This window comes from Chryseobacterium glaciei (genome assembly GCF_001648155.1).
GTDB lineage: Bacteria > Bacteroidota > Bacteroidia > Flavobacteriales > Weeksellaceae > Chryseobacterium > Chryseobacterium glaciei.
Genome location: NZ_CP015199.1, coordinates 1,815,778 through 1,837,063 on the forward strand (window position 1 = coordinate 1,815,778; position 21,286 = coordinate 1,837,063).

General features: G+C 34.4%; 22 protein-coding genes. 10 read left to right on the forward strand and 12 right to left on the reverse strand.

Annotation, left to right across the window (positions count from 1 at the left end):
• Positions 1-45 precede the first annotated feature (45 nt).
• Positions 46-471, forward strand: coding sequence for a DUF6146 family protein (locus A0O34_RS08050; protein ID WP_066753542.1), 426 nt, complete (start codon positions 46-48; stop codon positions 469-471).
• A gap of 48 nt (positions 472-519) precedes the next feature.
• Here A0O34_RS08050 and A0O34_RS08055 read toward each other — a convergent pair whose 3' ends face one another.
• Together A0O34_RS08055 and rho are read right to left on the reverse strand one after the other, a co-directional pair.
• Positions 520-1,116 carry a superoxide dismutase gene (locus tag A0O34_RS08055; protein WP_066753545.1) on the reverse strand — a complete coding sequence of 199 codons (597 nt, stop codon included), beginning with the start codon at positions 1,114-1,116 and terminating at the stop codon, positions 520-522.
• Between the two features lie 201 nt (positions 1,117-1,317).
• Positions 1,318-3,237, reverse strand: coding sequence for a transcription termination factor Rho (gene rho / locus A0O34_RS08060; protein ID WP_066753546.1), 1,920 nt, complete (start codon positions 3,235-3,237; stop codon positions 1,318-1,320).
• Positions 3,238-3,381: 144 nt separating this feature from the next.
• Here rho and A0O34_RS08065 point away from each other — a divergent pair, with 144 nt between their 5' ends.
• The 4 genes from A0O34_RS08065 (at position 3,382) to A0O34_RS08080 (ending at position 7,414) form a co-directional block, all read left to right on the forward strand.
• Positions 3,382-3,771: a DUF4293 family protein gene (locus A0O34_RS08065; RefSeq protein WP_066753550.1), complete on the forward strand. Its 390-nt coding sequence runs from the start codon at positions 3,382-3,384 to the stop codon at positions 3,769-3,771.
• A gap of 332 nt (positions 3,772-4,103) precedes the next feature.
• Positions 4,104-5,024 carry a M28 family peptidase gene (locus A0O34_RS08070; RefSeq protein WP_066753552.1) on the forward strand — a complete coding sequence of 307 codons (921 nt, stop codon included), beginning with the start codon at positions 4,104-4,106 and terminating at the stop codon, positions 5,022-5,024.
• A 178-nt stretch (positions 5,025-5,202) separates the two neighbouring features.
• Positions 5,203-7,041 carry an ABC transporter ATP-binding protein gene (locus A0O34_RS08075; RefSeq protein ID WP_066753554.1) on the forward strand — a complete coding sequence of 613 codons (1,839 nt, stop codon included), beginning with the start codon at positions 5,203-5,205 and terminating at the stop codon, positions 7,039-7,041.
• A gap of 22 nt (positions 7,042-7,063) precedes the next feature.
• Positions 7,064-7,414 carry a DUF1801 domain-containing protein gene (locus tag A0O34_RS08080; RefSeq protein WP_066753558.1) on the forward strand — a complete coding sequence of 117 codons (351 nt, stop codon included), beginning with the start codon at positions 7,064-7,066 and terminating at the stop codon, positions 7,412-7,414.
• Positions 7,415-7,637: 223 nt separating this feature from the next.
• Here the strand turns inward: A0O34_RS08080 and A0O34_RS08085 are convergent, their stop codons facing one another.
• From A0O34_RS08085 to rsfS, 5 genes are all read right to left on the reverse strand, one after another.
• Entirely contained in the window at positions 7,638-8,291 is a 654-nt protein-coding gene (locus A0O34_RS08085; RefSeq protein WP_066753563.1) for a phosphatidylserine decarboxylase family protein, read from the reverse strand.
• Positions 8,292-8,295: 4 nt separating this feature from the next.
• A complete protein-coding gene (locus A0O34_RS08090; RefSeq protein WP_066753564.1) occupies positions 8,296-9,168 on the reverse strand; it encodes a phosphatidate cytidylyltransferase in 873 nt (290 codons plus the stop codon).
• A 23-nt stretch (positions 9,169-9,191) separates the two neighbouring features.
• Positions 9,192-9,773: an LUD domain-containing protein gene (locus A0O34_RS08095; protein ID WP_066753565.1), complete on the reverse strand. Its 582-nt coding sequence runs from the start codon at positions 9,771-9,773 to the stop codon at positions 9,192-9,194.
• Between the two features lie 135 nt (positions 9,774-9,908).
• Positions 9,909-11,924, reverse strand: a complete 2,016-nt coding sequence (gene ftsH, locus A0O34_RS08100) for an ATP-dependent zinc metalloprotease FtsH (RefSeq protein ID WP_066753568.1) — start codon at positions 11,922-11,924, stop codon at positions 9,909-9,911.
• A gap of 16 nt (positions 11,925-11,940) precedes the next feature.
• Entirely contained in the window at positions 11,941-12,309 is a 369-nt protein-coding gene (gene rsfS / locus A0O34_RS08105; protein ID WP_066753570.1) for a ribosome silencing factor, read from the reverse strand.
• An 84-nt stretch (positions 12,310-12,393) separates the two neighbouring features.
• Here rsfS and A0O34_RS08110 point away from each other — a divergent pair, with 84 nt between their 5' ends.
• Positions 12,394-13,110, forward strand: a complete 717-nt coding sequence (locus tag A0O34_RS08110) for a biotin--[acetyl-CoA-carboxylase] ligase (protein ID WP_066753571.1) — start codon at positions 12,394-12,396, stop codon at positions 13,108-13,110.
• Here the strand turns inward: A0O34_RS08110 and A0O34_RS08115 are convergent.
• From A0O34_RS08115 to A0O34_RS08130, 4 genes are all read right to left on the reverse strand, one after another.
• Positions 13,104-14,216 carry an LptF/LptG family permease gene (locus A0O34_RS08115; protein WP_066753572.1) on the reverse strand — a complete coding sequence of 371 codons (1,113 nt, stop codon included), beginning with the start codon at positions 14,214-14,216 and terminating at the stop codon, positions 13,104-13,106. The two genes, A0O34_RS08110 and A0O34_RS08115, sit on opposite strands and share 7 nt — an antisense overlap.
• A gap of 90 nt (positions 14,217-14,306) precedes the next feature.
• Entirely contained in the window at positions 14,307-15,437 is a 1,131-nt protein-coding gene (gene tgt, locus A0O34_RS08120) for a tRNA guanosine(34) transglycosylase Tgt (RefSeq protein WP_066753573.1), read from the reverse strand.
• Positions 15,438-15,503: 66 nt separating this feature from the next.
• On the reverse strand, positions 15,504-15,872 hold the full coding sequence (locus A0O34_RS08125) for a DUF4296 domain-containing protein (protein WP_066753574.1): 369 nt from the start codon (positions 15,870-15,872) through the stop codon (positions 15,504-15,506).
• The gene (locus A0O34_RS08130; protein WP_066753575.1) at positions 15,869-16,585 is read right to left on the reverse strand and encodes a polyprenol monophosphomannose synthase; all 717 of its coding nucleotides are present in this window, start codon (positions 16,583-16,585) and stop codon (positions 15,869-15,871) included. Before A0O34_RS08130 ends, A0O34_RS08125 begins: the two co-directional genes overlap by 4 nt.
• A 178-nt stretch (positions 16,586-16,763) precedes the next feature.
• On the opposite strand from A0O34_RS08130, the gene A0O34_RS08135 reads away from it, so the two are divergent.
• The 4 genes from A0O34_RS08135 (at position 16,764) to A0O34_RS08150 (ending at position 20,559) form a co-directional block, all read left to right on the forward strand.
• Positions 16,764-17,330, forward strand: a complete 567-nt coding sequence (locus A0O34_RS08135; protein WP_236848498.1) for a DUF4271 domain-containing protein — start codon at positions 16,764-16,766, stop codon at positions 17,328-17,330.
• 12 nt (positions 17,331-17,342) lie between these two features.
• A complete protein-coding gene (locus A0O34_RS08140; RefSeq protein ID WP_066759579.1) occupies positions 17,343-18,083 on the forward strand; it encodes a uroporphyrinogen-III synthase in 741 nt (246 codons plus the stop codon).
• Between the two features lie 89 nt (positions 18,084-18,172).
• On the forward strand, positions 18,173-20,221 hold the full coding sequence (locus tag A0O34_RS08145) for a S9 family peptidase (protein WP_066753583.1): 2,049 nt from the start codon (positions 18,173-18,175) through the stop codon (positions 20,219-20,221).
• Positions 20,218-20,559 carry a hypothetical protein gene (locus A0O34_RS08150; RefSeq protein ID WP_066753586.1) on the forward strand — a complete coding sequence of 114 codons (342 nt, stop codon included), beginning with the start codon at positions 20,218-20,220 and terminating at the stop codon, positions 20,557-20,559. The genes A0O34_RS08145 and A0O34_RS08150 overlap by 4 nt, the downstream gene beginning before the upstream one ends.
• A 157-nt stretch (positions 20,560-20,716) precedes the next feature.
• Here the strand turns inward: A0O34_RS08150 and A0O34_RS08155 are convergent, their stop codons facing one another.
• Positions 20,717-21,202, reverse strand: coding sequence for an SRPBCC family protein (locus A0O34_RS08155; protein WP_066753588.1), 486 nt, complete (start codon positions 21,200-21,202; stop codon positions 20,717-20,719).
• Positions 21,203-21,286: the final 84 nt, after the last annotated feature.

Genomic DNA, 21,286 nt, shown 5'->3' on the forward strand with positions numbered 1-21,286 from the left:
ATAAAGCACTCGATTCGGGTGCTTTTTTTGTGTAACTTTATGAATATGAAAAATTTAATTCTACTATTATTCATCATATCTATTCCTTTTAGTTGTTCAGCACAAGCAAATCATCCTAAGAGCGATAAAGAAAAATCAGAAATGAAAGCTGAAAAGAATGATGATGGTGAATGGGACCTTACAGTAATAGATACCCAATTTGATTATTTCCTGAGCGCAGTTGCAAAACCGATAAGTCAATATTCAGAATCATATTTAAAAACTAAAAATACTTTTCTGGTTAGTGAATGGAATTCCTATTACACTTCAGGAAGATATCGAAATGTAATTGAATCTTCCATAGATTATGATCCGAAAGAAAATTATGGCTTGAAATTCGAATATAAATTATACCAGGTTTTCGCTTATGTAAATTGGAAATACGGATTACGCATGAACGGACTTTCCGGAAGTGATGCTATAAGACAATAAAAAAGGTTCAGAATTTTCTGAACCTTTTATTTTTATATAGTCTGAAGATTATTTGTTGAATAATTCCTCAACTTTATCCCAGTTTACAACAGAGAAAAACGCTGAAACATAATCAGGCCTTCTGTTTTGGTAGTTTAAATAATAAGCGTGCTCCCAAACGTCTAATCCTAAAACCGGAGTTCCTTTAACGTCTGCAACAGGCATTAATGGGTTGTCTTGGTTTGGAGTAGAAGAAACAGAAACAGAACCGTCAGCATTCTTAACTAACCAAGCCCATCCAGATCCGAATCTTGTTTTAGCAGCTTCAGAAAAATCAGTTTTGAATTTTTCAAGACCACCGTAAGCTTCGATAGCAGCTTTTACATTTCCTACAGGCTCATTGCTTCCTCCTGGAGTTAAAACTTCCCAGAATAAAGAGTGGTTGAAGTGACCTCCACCGTTATTTCTTACTGCAGGCTTGTCAGTTCCAGTCTGGCAGATCTCTTCGATCGTTTTTCCAGCTAATTCTGTACCTTCGATTGCTTTATTTAAATTGTCGATATATGCTTGGTGATGTTTTGTATGGTGAATCTCCATAGTTTTTGCATCAATAGTTGGCTCTAATGCATCGTAAGCATATCCTAATTTTGGTAATTCAAATGACATAATTTTATTTTTAATGTTATAATTCAAAGTTAGCCAATAAATGACCGGTTATCAAAAATTGGGGATTATTTTAATAAATCTTTAACATTGATAGACTAGATTCTATAATAGTTTTAATTAAAAAATTTAAGTTTAGAAAAAATCAAAACAAAAAGCACAGATATAAAACCTGTGCTTCTCATTTAACAATATTAAATTAAATTATTTATTCATGGACATCAAGAACTCTTCATTATTTAAAGTTCCTCTGATGTTTTTATTTACAAATTCCATTGCTTCAATAGGATTCATTTCAGAAAGATATTTTCTGAAGATCCACATTCTCTGAGAAGTAACCTCATCTAGCAATAGATCATCTCTTCTTGTACTGGAAGAAATAAGATCAATAGCAGGATAAATTCTTCTGTTAGCAATTTTTCTGTCTAATTGAAGTTCCATGTTTCCGGTACCTTTGAATTCTTCAAAAATAACTTCATCCATTTTAGAACCTGTATCGATAAGTGCTGTTGCAATAATCGTTAAAGATCCACCACCTTCAATTTTTCTTGCCGCTCCGAAGAATCTTTTCGGCTTGTGAAGAGCATTCGCATCAACACCTCCAGAAAGAACTTTACCAGAAGCAGGCGTTACCGTATTGTAAGCTCTTGCTAATCTTGTAATTGAGTCTAATAAAATCACAACATCATGTCCGCATTCAACCATTCTCTGAGCTTTCGCTAAAACAAGGTTGGCAACTTTTACGTGTTTATCTGCCGCTTCATCAAATGTAGATGCAATAACTTCTGCATTTACACTTCTTTCCATATCGGTAACTTCTTCAGGACGTTCGTCGATCAAAAGAACCATCATATATACTTCCGGGTGATTGGATGCGATAGAATTAGCAATATCTTTCAACAACATCGTTTTACCGGTTTTCGGCTGTGCAACGATCATTGCTCTTTGTCCCTTCCCGATTGGTGCAAATAAATCAACAATTCTTGTAGACATTGTAGAGTTATCTCCTGCCAAGTTGAATTTCTCTTCAGGAAAAAGTGGAGTTAAATATTCAAAAGCAACACGATCTTTAATAAATGCAAGATCACGGCCGTTCACTTCTACTGGTTTTAATAAAGAAAAGTATTTTTCACCTTCTTTTGGAAGTCTTACAATACCTCTTACCGTATCACCAGTTTTCAACCCGAAATTTCTGATCTGTGCAGTAGAAACATATACATCATCCGGAGAAGAAATATAGCTAAAATCTGAAGAACGTAAAAATCCGTAGTTATCCGGTAATATCTCTAAAACCCCTTCAATACTAACCATTCCATCAAAGTTGAACTCCTTTCTATGGTGTTCCTGATGATCTTCGTTTCTGTCAGAATTCCTGTTTTGATTTTGATTAGGGTTCTGGTTTTGATTCGAATGTTGGTTTTGGTTTTGATTCTGGTTTTGCCCTTGGTTAGGGTTTTGAGCCTGTCCCTGATTAGGATTTTGATTTGAGCTCTGACCTTGGTTCGGGTTTTGATTTTTATGTTGGTTTCCACTGTTCTGTGGATGGTTTTGTCCTTTTTGAGGTCTTGCCTGCGGTTGTTGTTGAGGGTTGCTAGGCTTTTCTTCTGCTGCTGGAGCAGATTCCTGAGGTTCTGTGTTTTTAGGAGCTTGAGGTTTTTCCTGAACAGGACTTTCTACATTACTTGTATTTGTAGGAAGTCTTTTTCTTTTTTTCCTTGCAGCTTCTGCCTTTGCCGCTGCATCATCATTTGCAGTTTCAGCTTTTGGAGCTTGAGGTGTTACTTCTTCGGAAACAATCTCTTTTTCAACAGCTTTTTCTTCTTCTTTTGGTTTTGTTTCTACCGGAGCTTTTGCCTCAGGCTTTGGTTTTGGCGTCCTTTTCGGAGCAGCCTTTTTTACAGGAGCTTTCGCTTCTTTCTCTGGCGGATTTTCTTCAGTATTCATACTGCTTTCTGTGGCGTTGAAATAATCTTTTGCAACTTTAGGGTTAGAAGCCTGAAAATCAAGAACTGCAAAGATTTTATCATTCTCATTGCTGTTTCTTGCAACTTTAACGCCCAAATCCTTTAAGATTTTAGTCAGTTCCGTTACGGATTTTGACCTTAACGTTTCTATGTTAAACATATTTAATGTAAAAATGTAATTAATTGTGAGTAAGAAAAGTAAGTCCGGTGACTATTGTTTTCAAGTACATTGTATAATGCAAATCTACACTTATTTTTGAATTGTGCAAAATTTATGCTACTTTTGCCTAGAATTAAATATTCAATGCTACAAAGAATACAGACTATATGGGTTTTTCTGGCAGTTTTAGCTGCTGTGTTTCTGTTCGTTACAGGACAAGATGTTGCCGTTTTCGGCAGTATTCCTGTGATAAATATTGGTAGTGTGGTACTTGTTTTGGTTGGATTACTAAGTGTATTTAGCTTTAAAAACAGAAAAAGACAAATTTTGCTTAATCATATCAGCATCATTATAAACGTTTTGTTGATTGGTGTATTGGCGTACTGGATACTAAACTTACCCGGAGGAATTCAACTTCCTGAGAAGGGTATTGAGCCGATTTTTCCTTTGATTGCGATTATCTGTCTGCTTATTGCAAACATTTATATCCGCAAAGATGAGAGGCTCGTGAAATCTGTAGACAGACTTCGATAACCGAAACAACGATTTTTTGAGTAAGAACAGCTTCCCTTGGGAGCTGTTTTTTTATGTTTTTATTATATTAATTTATCACAAGGCTAAACAAAGTCTTTTTATTATTGAATATTTTAAAAGAAAAACAAAGCCGCTTCGCCTATTTTTGAAAGACAAAATAATTATCCGATTGTATTACTCTGATAAGTTTACGCCTTAGTTTATCTTAAAAAACAGAGAATTAAAGAAAATCTTTGTCTATCCTTGCGATAAAAGAAGTTTGCAAAAAATTTAATAAGATTTATTGCAACATTTTATTTTAAATTGCGACAGATTATTAAAATTATCTATTCATGAAAAAACTAGCTTATCTTACTCTATCCCTTTTCTCAGCATTTACTTTCGCTCAGGAAGTTTCTAAGGAAAGAATAAATACCGTAATTTCAACGTTGGCATCAGACGAAATGAAAGGCCGTGAAATCGGAACTCCTGAAAATGAAAATGCAGCAAATTATATCGCCAAGCTTTTCAAAGAAAATAATTTAGAATACTGTACAGGAAATTCTTATCTGGTTCCATTTACTTATAAAGGAAAAACTGTTTATAATGTTTGTGGAGTTCAAAAAGGAAAAACAGATAAATATCTAGGTTTCTCAGGACATTTTGATCACATTGGAATGAACAATAAAAGTGGAGATAACATCTATAACGGAGCTGATGATGATGCAAGCGGAATCACAACTTTAGTTGGAATTTCAGATTATTTCAAAAACAAAAAGCCTGAATTCTCTATGGTTTTCATGGCATTTAATGGAGAAGAAAAAGGAATGTTAGGTTCTACAGCGATTGCTGATGATAAAAATTTAGATAAAATTTACAATAACTTATATGCTCTTTTCAATTTTGAAATGGTGGCTACAGAGTCTCAATTCGGGAAAAATGCAGTTTTCATGACGGGTGATGAGTTTTCTGATCTTGATGAGCTTTTCAATAAAAGTGCAGTGAACGGATTAAAAATCAACGCTGATCCTTACGCTTCAGAACAATTATTTTACAGATCGGATAATGTGAACTTTGTTAAGAAAAAAATTATTGCTCACTCAATCTCAACAGCTGATATGACGAAAATTAAACATTATCACCAAGTGAATGATGATGTAAGCATTGTTGATTTTGATAATATGGGCCAAATAATCAATAATTTTGGGAAGACTTTGGAAAAATTGAGTCCTAAGAATTTCGCACCAAAATATAACGATAAAGTAAAGTTTTAATAAAAAATAAAAGAGTGTTACCCTATAAAAGTAGTACTCTTTCTTTTAAATATAGATTTTAACAAAATCACGCTGTAACAAAAAAGATTCTATTGGGACATATTACTTAAAGTAAAATAGGATTTAGAACGTCTTATCATTATATTTTAATTAATTTTGCTATCCAATTTTTCATTGAATGAACGAATATAAAAAAATACTAAAGTTCGCGAGGCCGCACCAAAAATATATCTACGGAAGTTTATTTTTCAACATATTATATTCTGTATTTCAAATAGCTTCTTTAGGAACTATTTTACCGGTTTTGGGAATGCTTTTTGGCACCATAAAGCCTGAGAAATACGAATCTGCTCCCATCTATTCGGGAGATATCTTAGATCTTTTCACTTATTTAAAAGAATATTCTAATTATTATGTACAAAAATTAGTCACGGATCATGGTGCGTTGACAGTACTTGCATGGTTGTGTGTTATTACGGCTTTTACTTTTTTATTGAGAAACGTATTTCGATATTTGGGATCGTTTTTATTGATTAATTATCGTGTCGGCGTTACCAAAGATCTTCGTGGCGCTATGTACCGCAAAATACTTTCTTTACCCGTTTCATTTTTTACAGAAAGCAGAAAAGGAGACCTTATGTCTCGTATGTCTAACGATGTAGGCGAAGTTGAAGGTAATATTTTAGGAAGTTTAGTTGAGCTTATTAATGCTCCATTCATGCTAATCAGTACGCTGGTTACTTTATTTTTCTTAAGTACAGAAATGACCCTTTTCTCTTTATTGGTTTTGCCTGTAATGGGAACAATGATCGCTTTGGTTGGGAAAAGCCTTAAAAAAGACTCACACGAAGCTCAAAACGAAATGGGAACTATATTTTCCATTGTAGATGAAACCTTGAAATCATCAAAAGTCATTAAGATTTTTAATGCTGAAAAAATAATGGATAATCGTTTTATGCAGTCAATGCAAAAATGGATATCCAGCTCAATAAGATTAGGCAGAAAAAAAGAACTGGCATCGCCAATGAGCGAATTTTTAGGATCAATTACATTCTTAATCATCGCTTGGTACGGAGGAAAACAAATCATTGTAGAGCAAAGTATTTCACCAGCTGATTTCCTTGTGTTTTTAGGTATTTTCTTCCAAATTTTACCTCCTGTAAAAAGTTTATCAACGTCTATTTCTAACGTTCAGAAAGGAGAAGCTTCTCTTAAAAGAGTATTGGAAATTCTGGATGCAGATGTGAAAATCGAAGAAGTAGCAGAACCCGTTTCAATTACTACACTTCAACAAAATATCGAGTTTAAAGACATCGGATTCTATTATGATAAAGATAATTTAATTCTTAAAAATTTCAACTTAACCATCCCGAAAGGGAAAACGGTTGCTTTGGTTGGACAAAGTGGAAGTGGAAAAACGACCATTGCCAATCTTTTAGCAAGATTTTACGATGTTTCTGAAGGTGAAATTTTAATTGATGGCGTTAGCATTAAACATTTAAAATTACAGGAATACAGAAAACTGTTGGGAATGGTAACTCAGGAATCAGTATTATTCAATGATTCTGTTTTCAATAACATTTTGATGGGTAAGCCGGATGCAACGAAAGAAGAAGTAATTAATGCTGCTAAGATTGCCAACGCAGACGCTTTCATCACGCAGCTTCCTAATGGATACGACACCAATATCGGAGATGATGGCGGAAAGCTTTCCGGAGGTCAAAAACAAAGAGTTTCTATCGCAAGAGCAGTTCTTAAAAACCCACCAATCATGATTTTGGATGAAGCAACTTCAGCTTTGGATACAGAATCTGAAAAATTTGTTCAAGATGCTTTAGAAAAAATGATGGAAAACAGAACTTCTTTGGTTATTGCACACAGACTTTCAACCATTCAAAAAGCCGACTGGATTGTAGTAATGGAGAAAGGCGACATCGTAGAACAAGGAAGCCACCACGAGCTTATTGCAAAGAGAGGTGTTTATCACAAACTTGTTGAGCTTCAAAATTTTGATTAAATCTTTTTAAATTATATTTAAAATGAACCCAATACAAGAGTACTTCTACAGAATTAAAGAGCCTGAAAGAAGTACTCTTCTTTTTTTAAGGAAAAAAATATTAGAATCTGACACAGAAAATATTACTGAAACATTGAGTTTTGGGCTTCCATTTTTTAAGTTTAAAAAGAAAATGCTGTGTTATCTATATTACAGCAAAAAACATCAGAAGCATTATGTAAGTTTTTACCACGGTGACAGGCTCGAGCATCCGGAATTGATTCAGGAAGGCAGAAAGAAGTTTAAAATCCTTTTAATTGATATGGAAGAGGATTTACCTGTGGAGCTGATTTTGAGGTTGATTGATGATGTTAAACAGTATATTAGGGCTTAGGATTTAGAACTTTAAGCTACTTTGTGTTATTAAGTTTTGGCTATTTTGGTTTAATTGTTAAACGGGCTAAAGCCCGTTCCTATTGATGAAAAATATTACGTTTAAAATTCTTATTACAATTCGAATTCGTGTTCATTCGTGAAAAAATTTGCGTCATTTGTGTTTAAACAAAAAAAGACCGCTCCTCTCGAAACAGTCTTATATATATTTTTTTGATTAAATCTTAATCTTTCATTCTTGCAATAACATCCAATCCACCTTTTGTGATATCTCCGATCTTACATGTGATTTCCGTATCTAAAGGCAAGAAAACATCCATTCTTGAACCGAATTTGATGAAACCGAATTCATGTCCAGCTTTCGCCTGATCTCCTTCATTACAATAGAAAACGATTCTTCTAGCCACATATCCTGCGATCTGTCTGAAAACTACTTTATGGTTCGTCATACTTTCAACAGCAACGGTCGTTCTTTCATTTTCTGTAGAAGATTTCTCGTGCCATGCAACAAGATATTTTCCCGGGTGATATTTTTTGTAAATCACTTTTCCAGAAACCGGATATCTACAGATATGAACATTCAAAGGTGACATAAAGATGGAAACCTGAATAGCTTTCCCTTTGATAAACTCGTCTTCGTCTACTTCTTTGATCATTACTACTTTCCCGTCAACAGGAGCAATAACGTTCTCTCTGTGTTCCAAAATGTCACGGTTCGGAACTCTGAAGAACCAAAATACCAAACTGTAAACAATCAATAATGGCATAATGATCAGTAGTGACCACATTTTAAGAAAATAAATAGCCAACACACTAATAATAATAAATAGTATCGTTGCTACAGTGATCGTCCCTTTTGACTCCTTATGTAATTTCATGAGATTAAATAAATTTTTCTAAAATAAAGTACAAATATACGACAGGTGCGCAAATTAAAAAACTATCAAGCCTATCTAATACGCCACCATGCCCCGGAAGGATGTTTCCGCTGTCTTTTACACCGAAATTTCTTTTCAGTTGGCTTTCTACCAAGTCTCCTAATGGTGCAAATGCAGCCACCAAAAATCCAACAACCATCCAATTTCCTCTAAGCTCCGGCTGATAATGTTCGATGAAGTATGATAAAACTAAAGTTAATACTACTCCACCAATATATCCTTCCCAAGTCTTTTTAGGAGAGATTTTGGGAGCCATTTTATGTTTTCCGAAGAACTTTCCTGTTAAGTACGCAAAAGTATCGCTGCTCCATATCAGAACAAATAAGAAAAGAACTTCTAAAGAGAATGTATTATCGTAAGTCGAGAACTTTGGTAAACCTAATGCAAAACTAAACGGAAGAGCCACGTAAATGACTGTAAAAATCAGTTTTCCGCTATCGAAGTACAATTCGTTGGCATATTTAAATAAAGTAATAACAGCTATTAAAATCAAGGCAAGAGCCAATATTTCGCTCAGTCTGAAATTAAAATAAAAGTCGTGGTAGAAATATCTCTTGGAAAACATGTAAAAAATAACAAGGATAACAGGAAATACCACCCATTTTTCATATCCGTTTCCAAATTTCATGATCTTCACACATTCCCACGATCCTACGATCATTAGAAAAGAGATCAAACCGTAATATAAATATTGCTGTTTAACGAGATCCGGAGAAATACTGTTGATCAATTGAGCTCCAAGCGGAGTTGTACAAAGAATGATAACTGCAACGTAAACAATTCCGGAAAGGGTTCTTTGAATAAGATTTTTGTCCAAGATTTAAATTTTAGAAGTTGATGCTAATCTTCAAGCAGCAATAAAAACAGTTTTGTATTGGCATTAGAAGAAGTATCTAATTTTGACTGATTTCCGCTGATGGAAGTAAGGTTTTTAATATTTCCGTTCCTTTTAATTTTCCCCATAGCATCATTAAGATTATTCACGATCTGTGATACATTGGCCATAATAATGATCTTATTCGGCAGTCTTGAAGAATGATAGTGCAGGATATTATTGTGAGAAAGCATGATTCTTCCATCGTAAGCAATAAGATACTCACAGGTGATGAAAGCCGCATCATTGGAATGCTCAAAATCTGAAGTATAAGGAGTTTTCACAACATTCAGAAAATTCTGAAGTTCTTTATCCCAACAAAACATATTGTTGATCCCTTCTATCTTTACAATTTGATTTAAAGTCTGTAGAGCTTCCGCTTCATCTGCACAGTAATTGAAAAAGCCTCCGGAATGCGTAAATAATTGCGCAAACTTATAGTCGAGATCCGCATTTTTAAGCGAGTCCCCTAGTTTCTCCAAACTCTGTTTGTCTTCTTCCTCAGGTTGGTTGGTAAGTTTGCTTACAATTCTCTTGAATAAACTCAACTTAATTTATTTTTAGTCAACTTTATACAAAAATAGAAAATTAATTACAATAGATTCTAAAAATGTACCCTTAAATATGAAAAAACCTGACAATTTTGTGTTGTCAGGTTTTTGTAATATGTTTTTTGAAGTATTTTAAAGTTGAGTCGGGCTTTCTGGAGCCTGAATTTCACTTCCCTCTTCTTTGTCTTTGATAATGATTTCCTCATTCGGTTCTTTCGCTGCTGCGATCGTGCTTGTAACAGGTCTTTCTGTTAACTCAGGATCCCATGCTCTTTTTCCGAAGATGTCCTCAAGGTCTTCACGGAATATCACTTCTTTTTCTAAAAGTTTATTCGCCAAAGCATCAAGCTTATCTTTATTCTCAGTAAGAATCTGAACTGCTCTCTGATATTGATTTTCAATAATTGATTTTATCTCAACATCAATTTTATTAGCTGTTTCCTCAGAATATGGTTTACCGAAGTTATATTCAGACTGGCCTAAACTATCGTAGTAAGAAATGTTACCGATATTTGGACTTAATCCATACACAGTAACCATTGCCTGAGCTCTTTTCGTTACACTTTCCAAGTCAGATAATGCACCTGTTGAAATATTGTTGAAAATAACCTGCTCTGCTGCTCTACCTCCTAACGTTGCACATAATTCGTCCAACATCTGTTCAGTCGTTGTCAATTGTCTTTCCTCAGGAAGATACCAAGCTGCTCCTAAAGAACGTCCTCTCGGTACAATCGTTACTTTTAACAATGGAGCTGCATGCTCTACTAACCAAGAGATTGTAGCGTGACCAGCTTCATGATAAGCAACTCTCTTCTTTTCTGAAGGTTTGATCGCCATATTTTTCTTCTCAAGACCTCCGATGATTCTGTCTACAGCATCAAGGAAATCCTGTTTTGTAACTGAAGTATGACTATTTCTAGCTGCGATCAATGCCGCTTCGTTACAAACGTTAGCAATATCCGCTCCACTGAATCCAGGAGTTTGTTTTGCTAAGAAATCTCTGTCAACTGTATCATCAAGCTTAATTTTAAGCAAATGAACATCAAAAATCTCTCTTCTTTCGTGTAATTCCGGAAGGTCTACATAAATAGAACGGTCAAAACGACCTGCTCTCATCAAGGCTTTATCTAAGATATCAGCTCTGTTGGTTGCAGCCATTACGATTACGTTCACATCTGTTCCAAATCCGTCCATTTCTGTAAGAAGTTGGTTCAATGTATTTTCTCTTTCGTCGTTTCCGCCTGAGAAATTGTTTTTACCTCTTGCACGTCCGATAGCATCAATCTCATCAATAAAGATGATTGCCGGAGATTTTGCTTTTGCCTGAGCAAACAAATCTCTAACTCTTGAAGCACCTACTCCTACAAACATTTCAACAAAATCAGAACCTGAAAGCGAGAAGAACGGAACCTTAGCTTCACCTGCAACAGCTTTAGCCAATAATGTTTTCCCTGTTCCCGGAGGACCTACTAATAGAACTCCTTTCGGAATTTTACCTCCCAGTTTTGTATATTTTTCAGAATTTTTCAAGAAGTCTACCACTTCCTGTACTTCTTCTTTTGCTCCTTCCAATCCTGCAACATCTTTAAATGTTACCTGAATTCTTTCTTTTTCGTCGAAAAGTTTAGCTTTAGACTTACCGATAGAGAAGATTTGTCCGCCAGGGCCTCCGCCACCCCCCATCTTTCTGAAAAGAAGGAAATAGAATAATCCTAAAATCGCGATCCAGATCAAAGCTGAAAATAAGATATCCATGAACGGGTTTTTTCCCGCGCCGTAATCTTTAGTCGTTTTAATCGCCGGATTTGTTGCTTTTACCTGTTCAAATTTTTGAAGGAAAAGTTGAAGATCTCCATATTTCACAGAATAATCTGCTTTTGGAGCCATCTCAAAACCTGATAACGGATTGTTGTCTTTGGCTTCTTTACTTACCATTGCTGTTTTTGCAGCTTTAGTTAAGAAAATATCAGCCTTTTCGGTGTCTTTGTATATAATAATGTTCTGAACTTTCCCCGTCTGCAATTCTCTGAAGAAACCATCTTCATCAATAGATTTTGCACTATCGCCTCCTAAAAAATTGGAACCGAAGAATAACAAAAGAGCTATGATCGCAATCGGAAAAAACCAGTTAAATCCTTTATTGTTCATTTATACTTTTTAAAATTTAATATTCATATTCAATTTTTGTGATTGCGGCATCTCCCCAAAGTTCCTCAATGTCATAATACTCACGAGTTTCTTTCTGGAAAATATGAACCACTACGGTAACGTAATCTACCAAAACCCACATAGAGTTTTCGGTACCTTCTACATGCCAAGGCCTATCCTGAAGATCGTTTCTCACTTTTTTCTCAACACTTCCTGCCAATGCAGATACCTGTGTGTTTGAGTTTCCGCTACAAATTATAAAAGTCTCTGCTACAGAGTTCTCAATTTTTGAAAGATCAAAAATCATGATATCTTCACCCTTTACGTCTTGGATGGCTTCAACAATTTTATCTATTAGTGCCTGCTTTTCTGCTGTTTTATTCATTAAAATATCTATAATCTGCAAATTTATTGTTTTTCTTTTACTTTAGCCTTACTTTTAGCCTTTTAAAGTCTTAAAGTTTTCTTAATGGGTCAACTATTCTATCAAAAAGAGTCTCTTTCTACTAATGACGAAATATCTCAGTATTTACTTTATGATAATTCGGATTTTATTGGTCTTCATACTTTCAACCAGACAAGAGGTCGCGGACAGTATGGAAATACGTGGATTTCAACAGCTGAAAAAAATTTAGCTTACACTTTAGCCGCTAAAGCCGAAAATTTCACGCTTACTGATTTTTTGTTCAATTATTATACCGCAATTGCCATCAGGGATTTCCTTGCCAATTTGACTGAAAATATAGTGAAAATAAAATGGCCGAACGACATCATCCTTAAAAATAAAAAAATCGTCGGAATTTTAATTGAGAAGAAAAAAATCAACCAAAGCAATTATTATATTATTGGATCGGGTATTAATATTTTGCAGGAAGAATTTGATGACATTTCGAAGGCCGGATCACTTCTAACCCAAACTGGGATACGATTTGACTTAAAAGAATTCACGGAAAACTATCATAAATTCTTAATTGAAAGATTAAAAAACATTCCGTCTGAACAGGAAATAATGGATCAATTTAATGAAAATCTATTCCGAAAAGATGAAATTTCAGTTTTTGAAATTAATGGAGAGAGACAAAATGGCATTATAAAATATGCCGATGAAAAAGGTGAGTTATATATCGATCTTGAAAATGACGGATTAAAATCTTTTTATCATAAGGAAATAAAACTGCTTTACTGATTCGCTCTTTTCAGGTATAAATACAATGCAATCGGGAAGAAGATGATGTTCGGAAACCACATGGCCAAAGCCGGTGACATACTTTTATTTTCCGAAACAACCTTTAAAGCTTCGAATGAAAACACAAATAAGAAGGCTAAGGAAATTCCTATTGCTAAGTTAATTCCCAATCCTCCTCTTTTCTTTTGAGAAGATAAAGATAGCGCCAAGAAAGTTAAAATAACAATGGAAATAGGCATTGAAGTCCTCTGATGAAGCTCATTAAGATGGGCATTCAGGTTACTGTTCCCTTTTTCTGTTTCTCTTTGGATGAATTTCAGAAGTTCGGGCGTTGTTTTATTCTGACCCAACAATTCATTCGGGAAAAGTTCGTCAGGATTGTGCCCGAAGCTTTTTCTTAATTCAGGGCCGTTTCCTAGTTTTTCGGTATCGTCTTTATTGATTGTTTTTTCGAAATAATTACTTAAAACAAATTGTTTTTTAACCTTGTCCCAAAGCACATCAGAAGCTTTAAGTTCGTAAGTCATCTTTCTATTCTTATCAAATTTTTGAAAGACAAAACCGGAACCTCTTTTTTCTCCTTTGTTCCAGGAATTAACAAAAATATATTCCGTTCTGCTTAATTGCGCGGAAACCGGAGCTGTACCCAAAACTTTCTCTTTATTCCTCGCATTATAAGTGTATGCCTCAAGCTGATTTTTCTGAATATTCGCCCAAGGAAGCACAAAATGATTGATTACCAACGACAAACAAGCAATAAACAGAGACGTAATTAAGTACGGCTTTGCAAACCTGTGAAAGCTTGCTCCACTACTGATAATGGCAACAATTTCCGTATTATTTGCCATTCTGGATGTGAAATAAATCACAGAAATAAACACCAAAATGGACAGGAAAGTCATGACCAAGTTGATGATCCAGAAAGGATAAAAATGAATAAGAAAATAGGTTAAATCTAATTTTGGATCTATAAGTTTAGCATTTTCAATTCTCGGAATTTTCTGCTGAACATCGATTACCAAAACTACTACAGACAGCAATATCAACATGAAACTGAAAGTCCCAAGGTATTTTTTAATGATATATCGGTCTATAATTTTAAGCATTATTTTCTTTTTTTTAATGCGTTTTTGCAATTTAATTTAATAGGATTTCATCCTATTCTCTGGTAAGTCGTCCCTTTGGGACTCCTTTTCTTACAATCTTTGTCTAAGAATCGGAACTACAGAATTTTTCCATTGATAGAAATCTCCTGCAACAATATGTTCTCTCGCCACTTTTACCAAATCTAAATAAAATGCCAAGTTATGAATTGATGCGATTTGTTTTCCTAAATATTCTTTAGAAACAAACAAATGGCGCACATACGCTTTTGAATATTCTTTATCTACAAAACTCGTCCCAAATTCATCCAAAGGCGAAAAATCGTTCTTCCATTTTTCATTTTTCATGTTCATAACACCTTGCCAAGTGAACAACATTGCGTTTCTGGCGTTTCTTGTAGGCATTACACAATCCATCATATCAATTCCTAAACCAATGGATTCCAGAATATTCCACGGAGTACCAACTCCCATTAAATATCTTGGTTTATCTTTTGGTAAAATATCGGTAACCTCATCGGTAATTCTGTACAATTCATCTTCAGGCTCACCAACGGAAAGTCCGCCAATTGCATTTCCTTCTGCACCTGCTTCCGAAATTACTTCCGCTGAAATTTTTCTTAAATCTGAATAGGTAGAACCCTGAACGATAGGGAAAAATCTTTGTTTGTGGCCGTATAATTCTGGATTTTGTTCATTCCAATCGATACATCTTTTTAACCAACGATGCGTCATTTCCATGGAAGCTTTTACCTGATTGTATCCACTTGGATAAGCAACACATTCATCAAAAGCCATAAAAATATCTGCACCGATCTGTCTTTGGATTTCCATAGATTTTTCCGGAGTGAATAAATGATAACTTCCATCGATGTGAGACTTGAATTTCACCCCTTCCTCAGACATTTTTCTGCTTCCTGAAAGGGAAAAAACCTGAAAACCTCCCGAATCCGTAAGAATAGGAAGATCCCAGTTCATGAATTTATGTAAACCTCCCGCATTCTGCATCGTTTCCATGCCGGGACGAAGGTATAAATGATAGGTATTGCCCAGAATAATTTGAGCTTTAATGTCTTCTTTTAATTCTCTTTGGTGGACTGTTTTCACACTCGCAACAGTTCCCACAGGCATAAAAATAGGTGTTTGCACTTTACCGTGATCGGTCATAAGTTCTCCTGCTCTTGCCTTACCTTCAGAGGTTTTTTCTATATTAAAAAATTTCATTCGTATACTTTTAAATCATCGCCATTGGCCGTTTTATTTTGCCTAATGGAATACGTTTCTGCATTGTTATCTTGCAAAAGACGGTACATTACCATCTTTTTTTAATTTGTCTTTTATATATTGATCCGCTTTTGGATCTTTTTCCAACAGTTTTTTCTGAGCATCGTCTGCGATACCCTTCATCTGGTCTTTTACAACATAATATTTAAAACTTTCAACAAAATCTGTAGATTTTATGTTGTGAGCTTTAAGGATATATCTTGTTCCGGCCTCCAGATTTTTATTCTGATACATGAAAGTTGCCTGATCGTTGATTGACAGGTCAGCAAGAATCTCGGCCATCGTATCTTTATCCACCAAGTTCTTTGGTTTATCTACATAATCACTGCATGAAAATATGCATGATAAAACGAAAATGAAGATCAGCTTTTTCATAATCTGTTGATTAATGATTTCCACTTTAAATTTAAAACACCAAAAACCGCTTCATGAATGATTCCTCCATTCATTTTGCTTTCTCCCAATATTCTGTTTGTAAAAATAATAGGTACTTCTACAATTTTATAGCCTTTTTTAAAAGCTCTGAATTTCATTTCGATCTGAAATCCGTACCCTTTTAATCTAACATTATCCAATCCTATCTCTTCTAAAACTTTTCTTGAAAAACAGACAAAACCTGCTGTTGTATCATGAATCGGAAGTCCTAAAACAAACCTCACATATTTCGAAGCAAAATAAGAAAGTAAAACTCTTCCCATTGGCCAGTTTACCACATTTACTCCTTTTGAATAACGGGAACCGATCGCCATATCTGCATTTAAACAAGCTTCAAACAATTTAGGAAGATCACTTGGATTGTGAGAAAAATCGGCATCCATTTCAAAAATATAATCATAATTGTTTTGAATTGCCCATTTAAACCCGTGAATATAGGCCTTTCCCAAACCGTCTTTCACATGTCTTATCGACAAATGTAAAGTGTGAGGAAACTTCTTCTGAAGATCTTTTACAATGTTGGAAGTTCCGTCCGGAGACGAGTCATCCACCACCAAAATATGAAAGTCATCTTCCAACGCAAAAACCGCGGAAATTATACTTTCTATATTTTCCTTTTCATTATAAGTTGGGATGATGACGAGTTTTTTCATTTCAATTTGCAAAGATAGTTTATTTAACCTTTTTATTTTATACAAAATAATCTATAATTTTGCAAAAAACATTCCTTTGCCGTTATCACAAAATTTTATTAATAATGTAAGAATACCTGAGAACAACGATTGGGTAATCTTTATATTGTTGGGTTGTATATTTTTATACCTATTTATGATGAATATCATAGAAAGAGGCGCCAACCTAAAAGACTTTTTGCTTCAAAAATATTTTGACGCAAGCAATAACCTTCCGAGTTGGATCATTACGTCCTGTGTAATGGCTCTTACTTTGGCAGTTTTAATCTCTCAATATATTCCGATTGTACCTAAATATGTTGCCGATCTGAGTGTTTTGGGGTATCAATTGAATAAATTTGGATATAGTTTAACAATAGTTATTCTATTTTATTTCATAAAAACGACTTTAGGGTTTGTTTTTTATCAAAGCATAGGTGATGGTAAAAAATGGCTGGTTTTTTATTTTACCTCCACCAAATTTTATTTCGTTTTGTCATTTTTATTAATAATTTTATGTGTAACCCACTACTATTTCCCTATTGACAGAAATAAAATGTTTTTATACTATTTGTTCTTCTTTTCTTTTGTATTCATTTTCAAAGTTTTTTTCTATTTATTTCACAAGAACAATGTTTTACCTGAAAAATGGTATTATAAATTTTTGTATATTTGCACCCTCCAAATCGCACCTTTATTGTTGCTTTGGAAACTATTATTTTTTTAATAAATGTCAATGATGAGAATAAAGTCTATATTGGTTTCTCAACCAGCGCCTAGTGAGTCTTCTCCATATTTGGAAATAGCGAAGAAGGAAAAAATAAAGATTGACTTCCGCCCTTTTATCCACGTCGAAGGAGTTGACAACAAAGAACTTAGAACACAGAAGATAGATCTAACGCAATACACTGGAATTATTTTTACCAGCAAAAATGCGATTGATCACTATTTCAGACTTGCAGAAGAATTGCGTTTCAGCGTACCAGATACGATGAGATACATCTGCCAGTCCGAAGCAGTTGCCAACTATCTTCAAAAGCATATTGTGTACAGAAAAAGAAAGATCAGTTTTGGGGAGAAAAACTTCTCAGACTTGGCTCCGCTTTTCAAGAAATTCCCTACTGAGAAGTATCTATTACCTTCTTCAGATGTTTTAAGTCCGGATATCATTAAAACTTTAGATACCTCAAACGTAGATTGGACAAGAGCGATCATGTACAGAACAGTTTGCAGTGATTTAACGGATATTACGATTAAAGATTACGACATGTTGATCTTCTTTAGTCCACAAGGAATTAAATCTTTACAACAAAATTTCCCTGAATTCAAACAGGACGAAACTAATATCGGTGTTTTCGGTAACACAACATTAGCAGCAGCCGAAGAAGCAGGATTAAGAGTAGATTTAATGGCGCCTACAAAAGAAACGCCATCCATGACAATGGCCCTTGAAAAATACATTAAAGCGCTTCATAAATAGCTTTTACTATAAAATATAAATCAGCCGTCTTTTCAATTAAAGGAAAGATGGCTTTTTTTTAACTAAATTTGAACAAGAATTAATATTGAATGGAAGCTCCACAGGCAAAAAAAATAGAAAAAACACTAGAAATACACGGAGATAAAAGAACTGACAATTATTTCTGGCTCAATGAAAGAGAAAATCCCGAAGTCATAAAATATCTTGAAGAAGAAAACGCTTACGAAGAGTTTATGATGAAGGACACCGAAGAGCTTCAAGAAGAGCTTTACGAAGAAATGAAAGCCCGCTACAAAAAAGACGATGAGTCTCTACCCTATTTCTTCAACGAATATTGGTACATTGTACGTTATGAAGAAGGAAAAGAATATCCTATTTTTTGCAGAAAACATAAAAGTTTAGACAATACAGAAGAAATTATTCTTGATGTAAATGTACTTGCAGAAGGCGAAACATTTTTCGAAGTAGGAAGCGTTGCCGTAAGTCCGAATAATAAATTAATGTCCTTTTCGTCCGATAATGTTGGAAGAAGAATTTATGACATTAATTTCAAAAACCTAGAAACAGAAGAAATTCTTTCTGATAAAATAGAAAACACAACAGGTAAAGCTGTTTGGGCGAATGATAACGAACATGTTTTTTATATCAGAAAAGATGATAGTTTACGTGCATTTCAAGTGTACAGACATAAATTAGGAACAGAACCTTCGGAAGATATTTTAATTTTCCATGAAGAGGATGATACTTTTGATGTGAATGTTTTCAAGACAAAATCATTGGAATATATTTTCCTGGCGAGTTCAAGCACGATTTCAGATGAACACCGTTTTATTCCTGCTGATGATGTTTTTGCAGAATGGAAAATGATTCAGTCAAGAATCGATGATCTTGAATATTCTGTAGAACATTATGAAGATGAATTTTACATTATCACCAATGCCGACGACGCGATCAATTTTAAAATTGTAAAAGCAAAAATCGATAATTGTGGAATGGAAAACTGGGTAGACGTAATTCCGCACCGCGCAGAAGTTCTATTGGAAGGTTTTGAAATATTTAAAGATTATCTTATTCTCGAAGAAAGAGAAAGAGGTCTTTTACAGATAAAAATCATCGAAGAGAAAACAAACGAATCTTATTATCTTCCTTTCTCGGATCCAACTTACACCGCTTACATCGGAACCAATTTAGAATTTGACACCGAAGTTTTACGTTACGGTTATACCTCGCTTATACAACCAAATGCAACTTACGAATATAACCTTAAAGACAAAACAACAAAACTGTTGAAGCAACAGGAAGTTTTGGGAGGAAAATTCATTGCTGAAAATTATATTTCTGAGAGAATTTGGGCAGATTCAAGAGATGGGGAAACAAAAGTTCCAATTTCTTTAGTTTATCATAAAGACACGAAAAAAACAGCTGATACTCCCGTACTTCTATATGGTTATGGAAGTTACGGACACACAGTTGATGCAAGTTTCTCGAATGTGAGATTATCAATTTTAGATAGAGGTTTCATTTACGCGATCGCTCATATACGAGGTGGAGAATATCTAGGAAGAGAATGGTACGAAGACGGAAAAATGCTGTTTAAGAAAAACACATTCTTCGATTTTATTGACGCAGGGAAATATTTAATTAAAGAAAACTATACTTCATCAAAGCATTTATACGCCATGGGCGGAAGCGCAGGTGGATTATTGGTTGGAGCGGTTATCAATTACGAGCCGAAACTTTTCAACGGAATTGTTTCTCAGGTTCCTTTTGTGGATGTTGTGACAACGATGTTGGATGAAACGATTCCATTAACAACCGGAGAATATGACGAATGGGGAAATCCAAACGACAAAGAATATTATCAATACATGAAAGATTATTCGCCTTACGATAACGTAGAAGCAAAAGAATATCCTCATATGCTGATTACTACAGGTCTGCACGATTCTCAGGTTCAATATTGGGAGCCTGCAAAATGGACTGCGAAATTAAGAGAATTAAAAACTGACAACAATCTTTTGCTATTCAAAACCGACATGAGTTCAGGTCACGGAGGTGCAAGCGGAAGATTTGAATCATTAAAAGAAGACGCACTAGAATATGCCTTCTTGTTAAAATTAGAAAACGAAAAAGGATGATTAACGAATCTGAATACTGGAAAAAAGTAGAACAATTTTTCGAGGACAACTTTGAGACTGAAAAAAATCCGCCAATCGAGACGATATTATTTCTGATTGGTCTTCAGGAACTTGGAAGTGGTCAACAAAAATATACGAAAGACGATAAATTAAACATTCTTCATATTGCTGTTTGCAGATTATTAGAGCCATTTGGTTATTATAAATTCACGCATTACGAAGACGGATGGCCTCATTTTGAAAAATTGGAAGGACTGCCGGAATTAAAGCCCAATGAGCAATCATTGCTTATGAAAAAAGCGGTTATTCAATATTTTCAGGATGAAGAATTGATATAAATAAAAACGGAAAGTATTAGCTTTCCGTTTTTTTATTTTAAACCATTAAGGTCAATTTAGGAGTTAAGTTTAATTAAGAAAATCATTTTGATCTTTAAGTCTTACACGAAGCAAGCTTAATACTCTTAACAACTTAACTAAATCTTAATGGTTCAAATTATTTTAAAATTTCCTCAAGCTGATTCAAGCCCATTTTGAAACCTTCTTCAAAACCCATTTCCAACTGCTGTTTTATACCTTCCGGAGATGCAAAATGAATATTGACAGTCACTTTTGCACCTTCTTCTACCCCTGTAAATCCAAACAGCCATTTTGATTGCCCAAAATCTTGATTAATATTGCCATTTTCATCACAGAAAGCATCTGTTCCATCAAAACTACGATGCTCCGTGATTTCGCCATATTTTACCTGTGCATAATGCTTCTCTCCTTCCGGGCCAACCATTGAGTACAGCCAAATTCTACCTTCCTTAAAATCCTGTTCTTTTGTTTCACACTTCCATGGTTTTGGAGCCCACCATTGATCCAATAATTCTGATTTTGTAAAATAATCCCATACTTTTGACACATCTGCATTAAAAATTTTCATTACATACACTGTATTAGAATCAAAATCTTTGTTAAAAACGATATTAGATTTCATAAGTAATTATTTTTAACAAACTTAATATATTATTCTCTCACAAGGCTTTTCCTATGACAAGTATTTAAAAATTTATAATAAAAT

Excerpts from the sequence above, each read along its gene's own strand:
- A0O34_RS08075 (WP_066753554.1), top strand. The coding sequence starts at position 5,203 with ATGAACGAATATAAAAAAATACTAAAGTTCGCGAGGCCGCACCAAAAA.
- ftsH (WP_066753568.1), bottom strand. The coding sequence starts at position 11,924 with ATGAACAATAAAGGATTTAACTGGTTTTTTCCGATTGCGATCATAGCT.
- A0O34_RS08115 (WP_066753572.1), bottom strand. The coding sequence starts at position 14,216 with ATGCTTAAAATTATAGACCGATATATCATTAAAAAATACCTTGGGACT.
- A0O34_RS08050 (WP_066753542.1), top strand. The coding sequence starts at position 46 with ATGAAAAATTTAATTCTACTATTATTCATCATATCTATTCCTTTTAGT.
- A0O34_RS08125 (WP_066753574.1), bottom strand. The coding sequence starts at position 15,872 with ATGAAAAAGCTGATCTTCATTTTCGTTTTATCATGCATATTTTCATGC.
- rho (WP_066753546.1), bottom strand. The coding sequence starts at position 3,237 with ATGTTTAACATAGAAACGTTAAGGTCAAAATCCGTAACGGAACTGACT.
- A0O34_RS08085 (WP_066753563.1), bottom strand. The coding sequence starts at position 8,291 with ATGAAATTACATAAGGAGTCAAAAGGGACGATCACTGTAGCAACGATA.
- rsfS (WP_066753570.1), bottom strand. The coding sequence starts at position 12,309 with ATGAATAAAACAGCAGAAAAGCAGGCACTAATAGATAAAATTGTTGAA.
- A0O34_RS08110 (WP_066753571.1), top strand. The coding sequence starts at position 12,394 with ATGGGTCAACTATTCTATCAAAAAGAGTCTCTTTCTACTAATGACGAA.
- A0O34_RS08140 (WP_066759579.1), top strand. The coding sequence starts at position 17,343 with ATGAGAATAAAGTCTATATTGGTTTCTCAACCAGCGCCTAGTGAGTCT.
- A0O34_RS08065 (WP_066753550.1), top strand. The coding sequence starts at position 3,382 with ATGCTACAAAGAATACAGACTATATGGGTTTTTCTGGCAGTTTTAGCT.
- A0O34_RS08080 (WP_066753558.1), top strand. The coding sequence starts at position 7,064 with ATGAACCCAATACAAGAGTACTTCTACAGAATTAAAGAGCCTGAAAGA.
- A0O34_RS08130 (WP_066753575.1), bottom strand. The coding sequence starts at position 16,585 with ATGAAAAAACTCGTCATCATCCCAACTTATAATGAAAAGGAAAATATA.
- A0O34_RS08145 (WP_066753583.1), top strand. The coding sequence starts at position 18,173 with ATGGAAGCTCCACAGGCAAAAAAAATAGAAAAAACACTAGAAATACAC.
- A0O34_RS08135 (WP_236848498.1), top strand. The coding sequence starts at position 16,764 with ATGAATATCATAGAAAGAGGCGCCAACCTAAAAGACTTTTTGCTTCAA.
- A0O34_RS08055 (WP_066753545.1), bottom strand. The coding sequence starts at position 1,116 with ATGTCATTTGAATTACCAAAATTAGGATATGCTTACGATGCATTAGAG.
- tgt (WP_066753573.1), bottom strand. The coding sequence starts at position 15,437 with ATGAAATTTTTTAATATAGAAAAAACCTCTGAAGGTAAGGCAAGAGCA.
- A0O34_RS08155 (WP_066753588.1), bottom strand. The coding sequence starts at position 21,202 with ATGAAATCTAATATCGTTTTTAACAAAGATTTTGATTCTAATACAGTG.
- A0O34_RS08150 (WP_066753586.1), top strand. The coding sequence starts at position 20,218 with ATGATTAACGAATCTGAATACTGGAAAAAAGTAGAACAATTTTTCGAG.
- A0O34_RS08070 (WP_066753552.1), top strand. The coding sequence starts at position 4,104 with ATGAAAAAACTAGCTTATCTTACTCTATCCCTTTTCTCAGCATTTACT.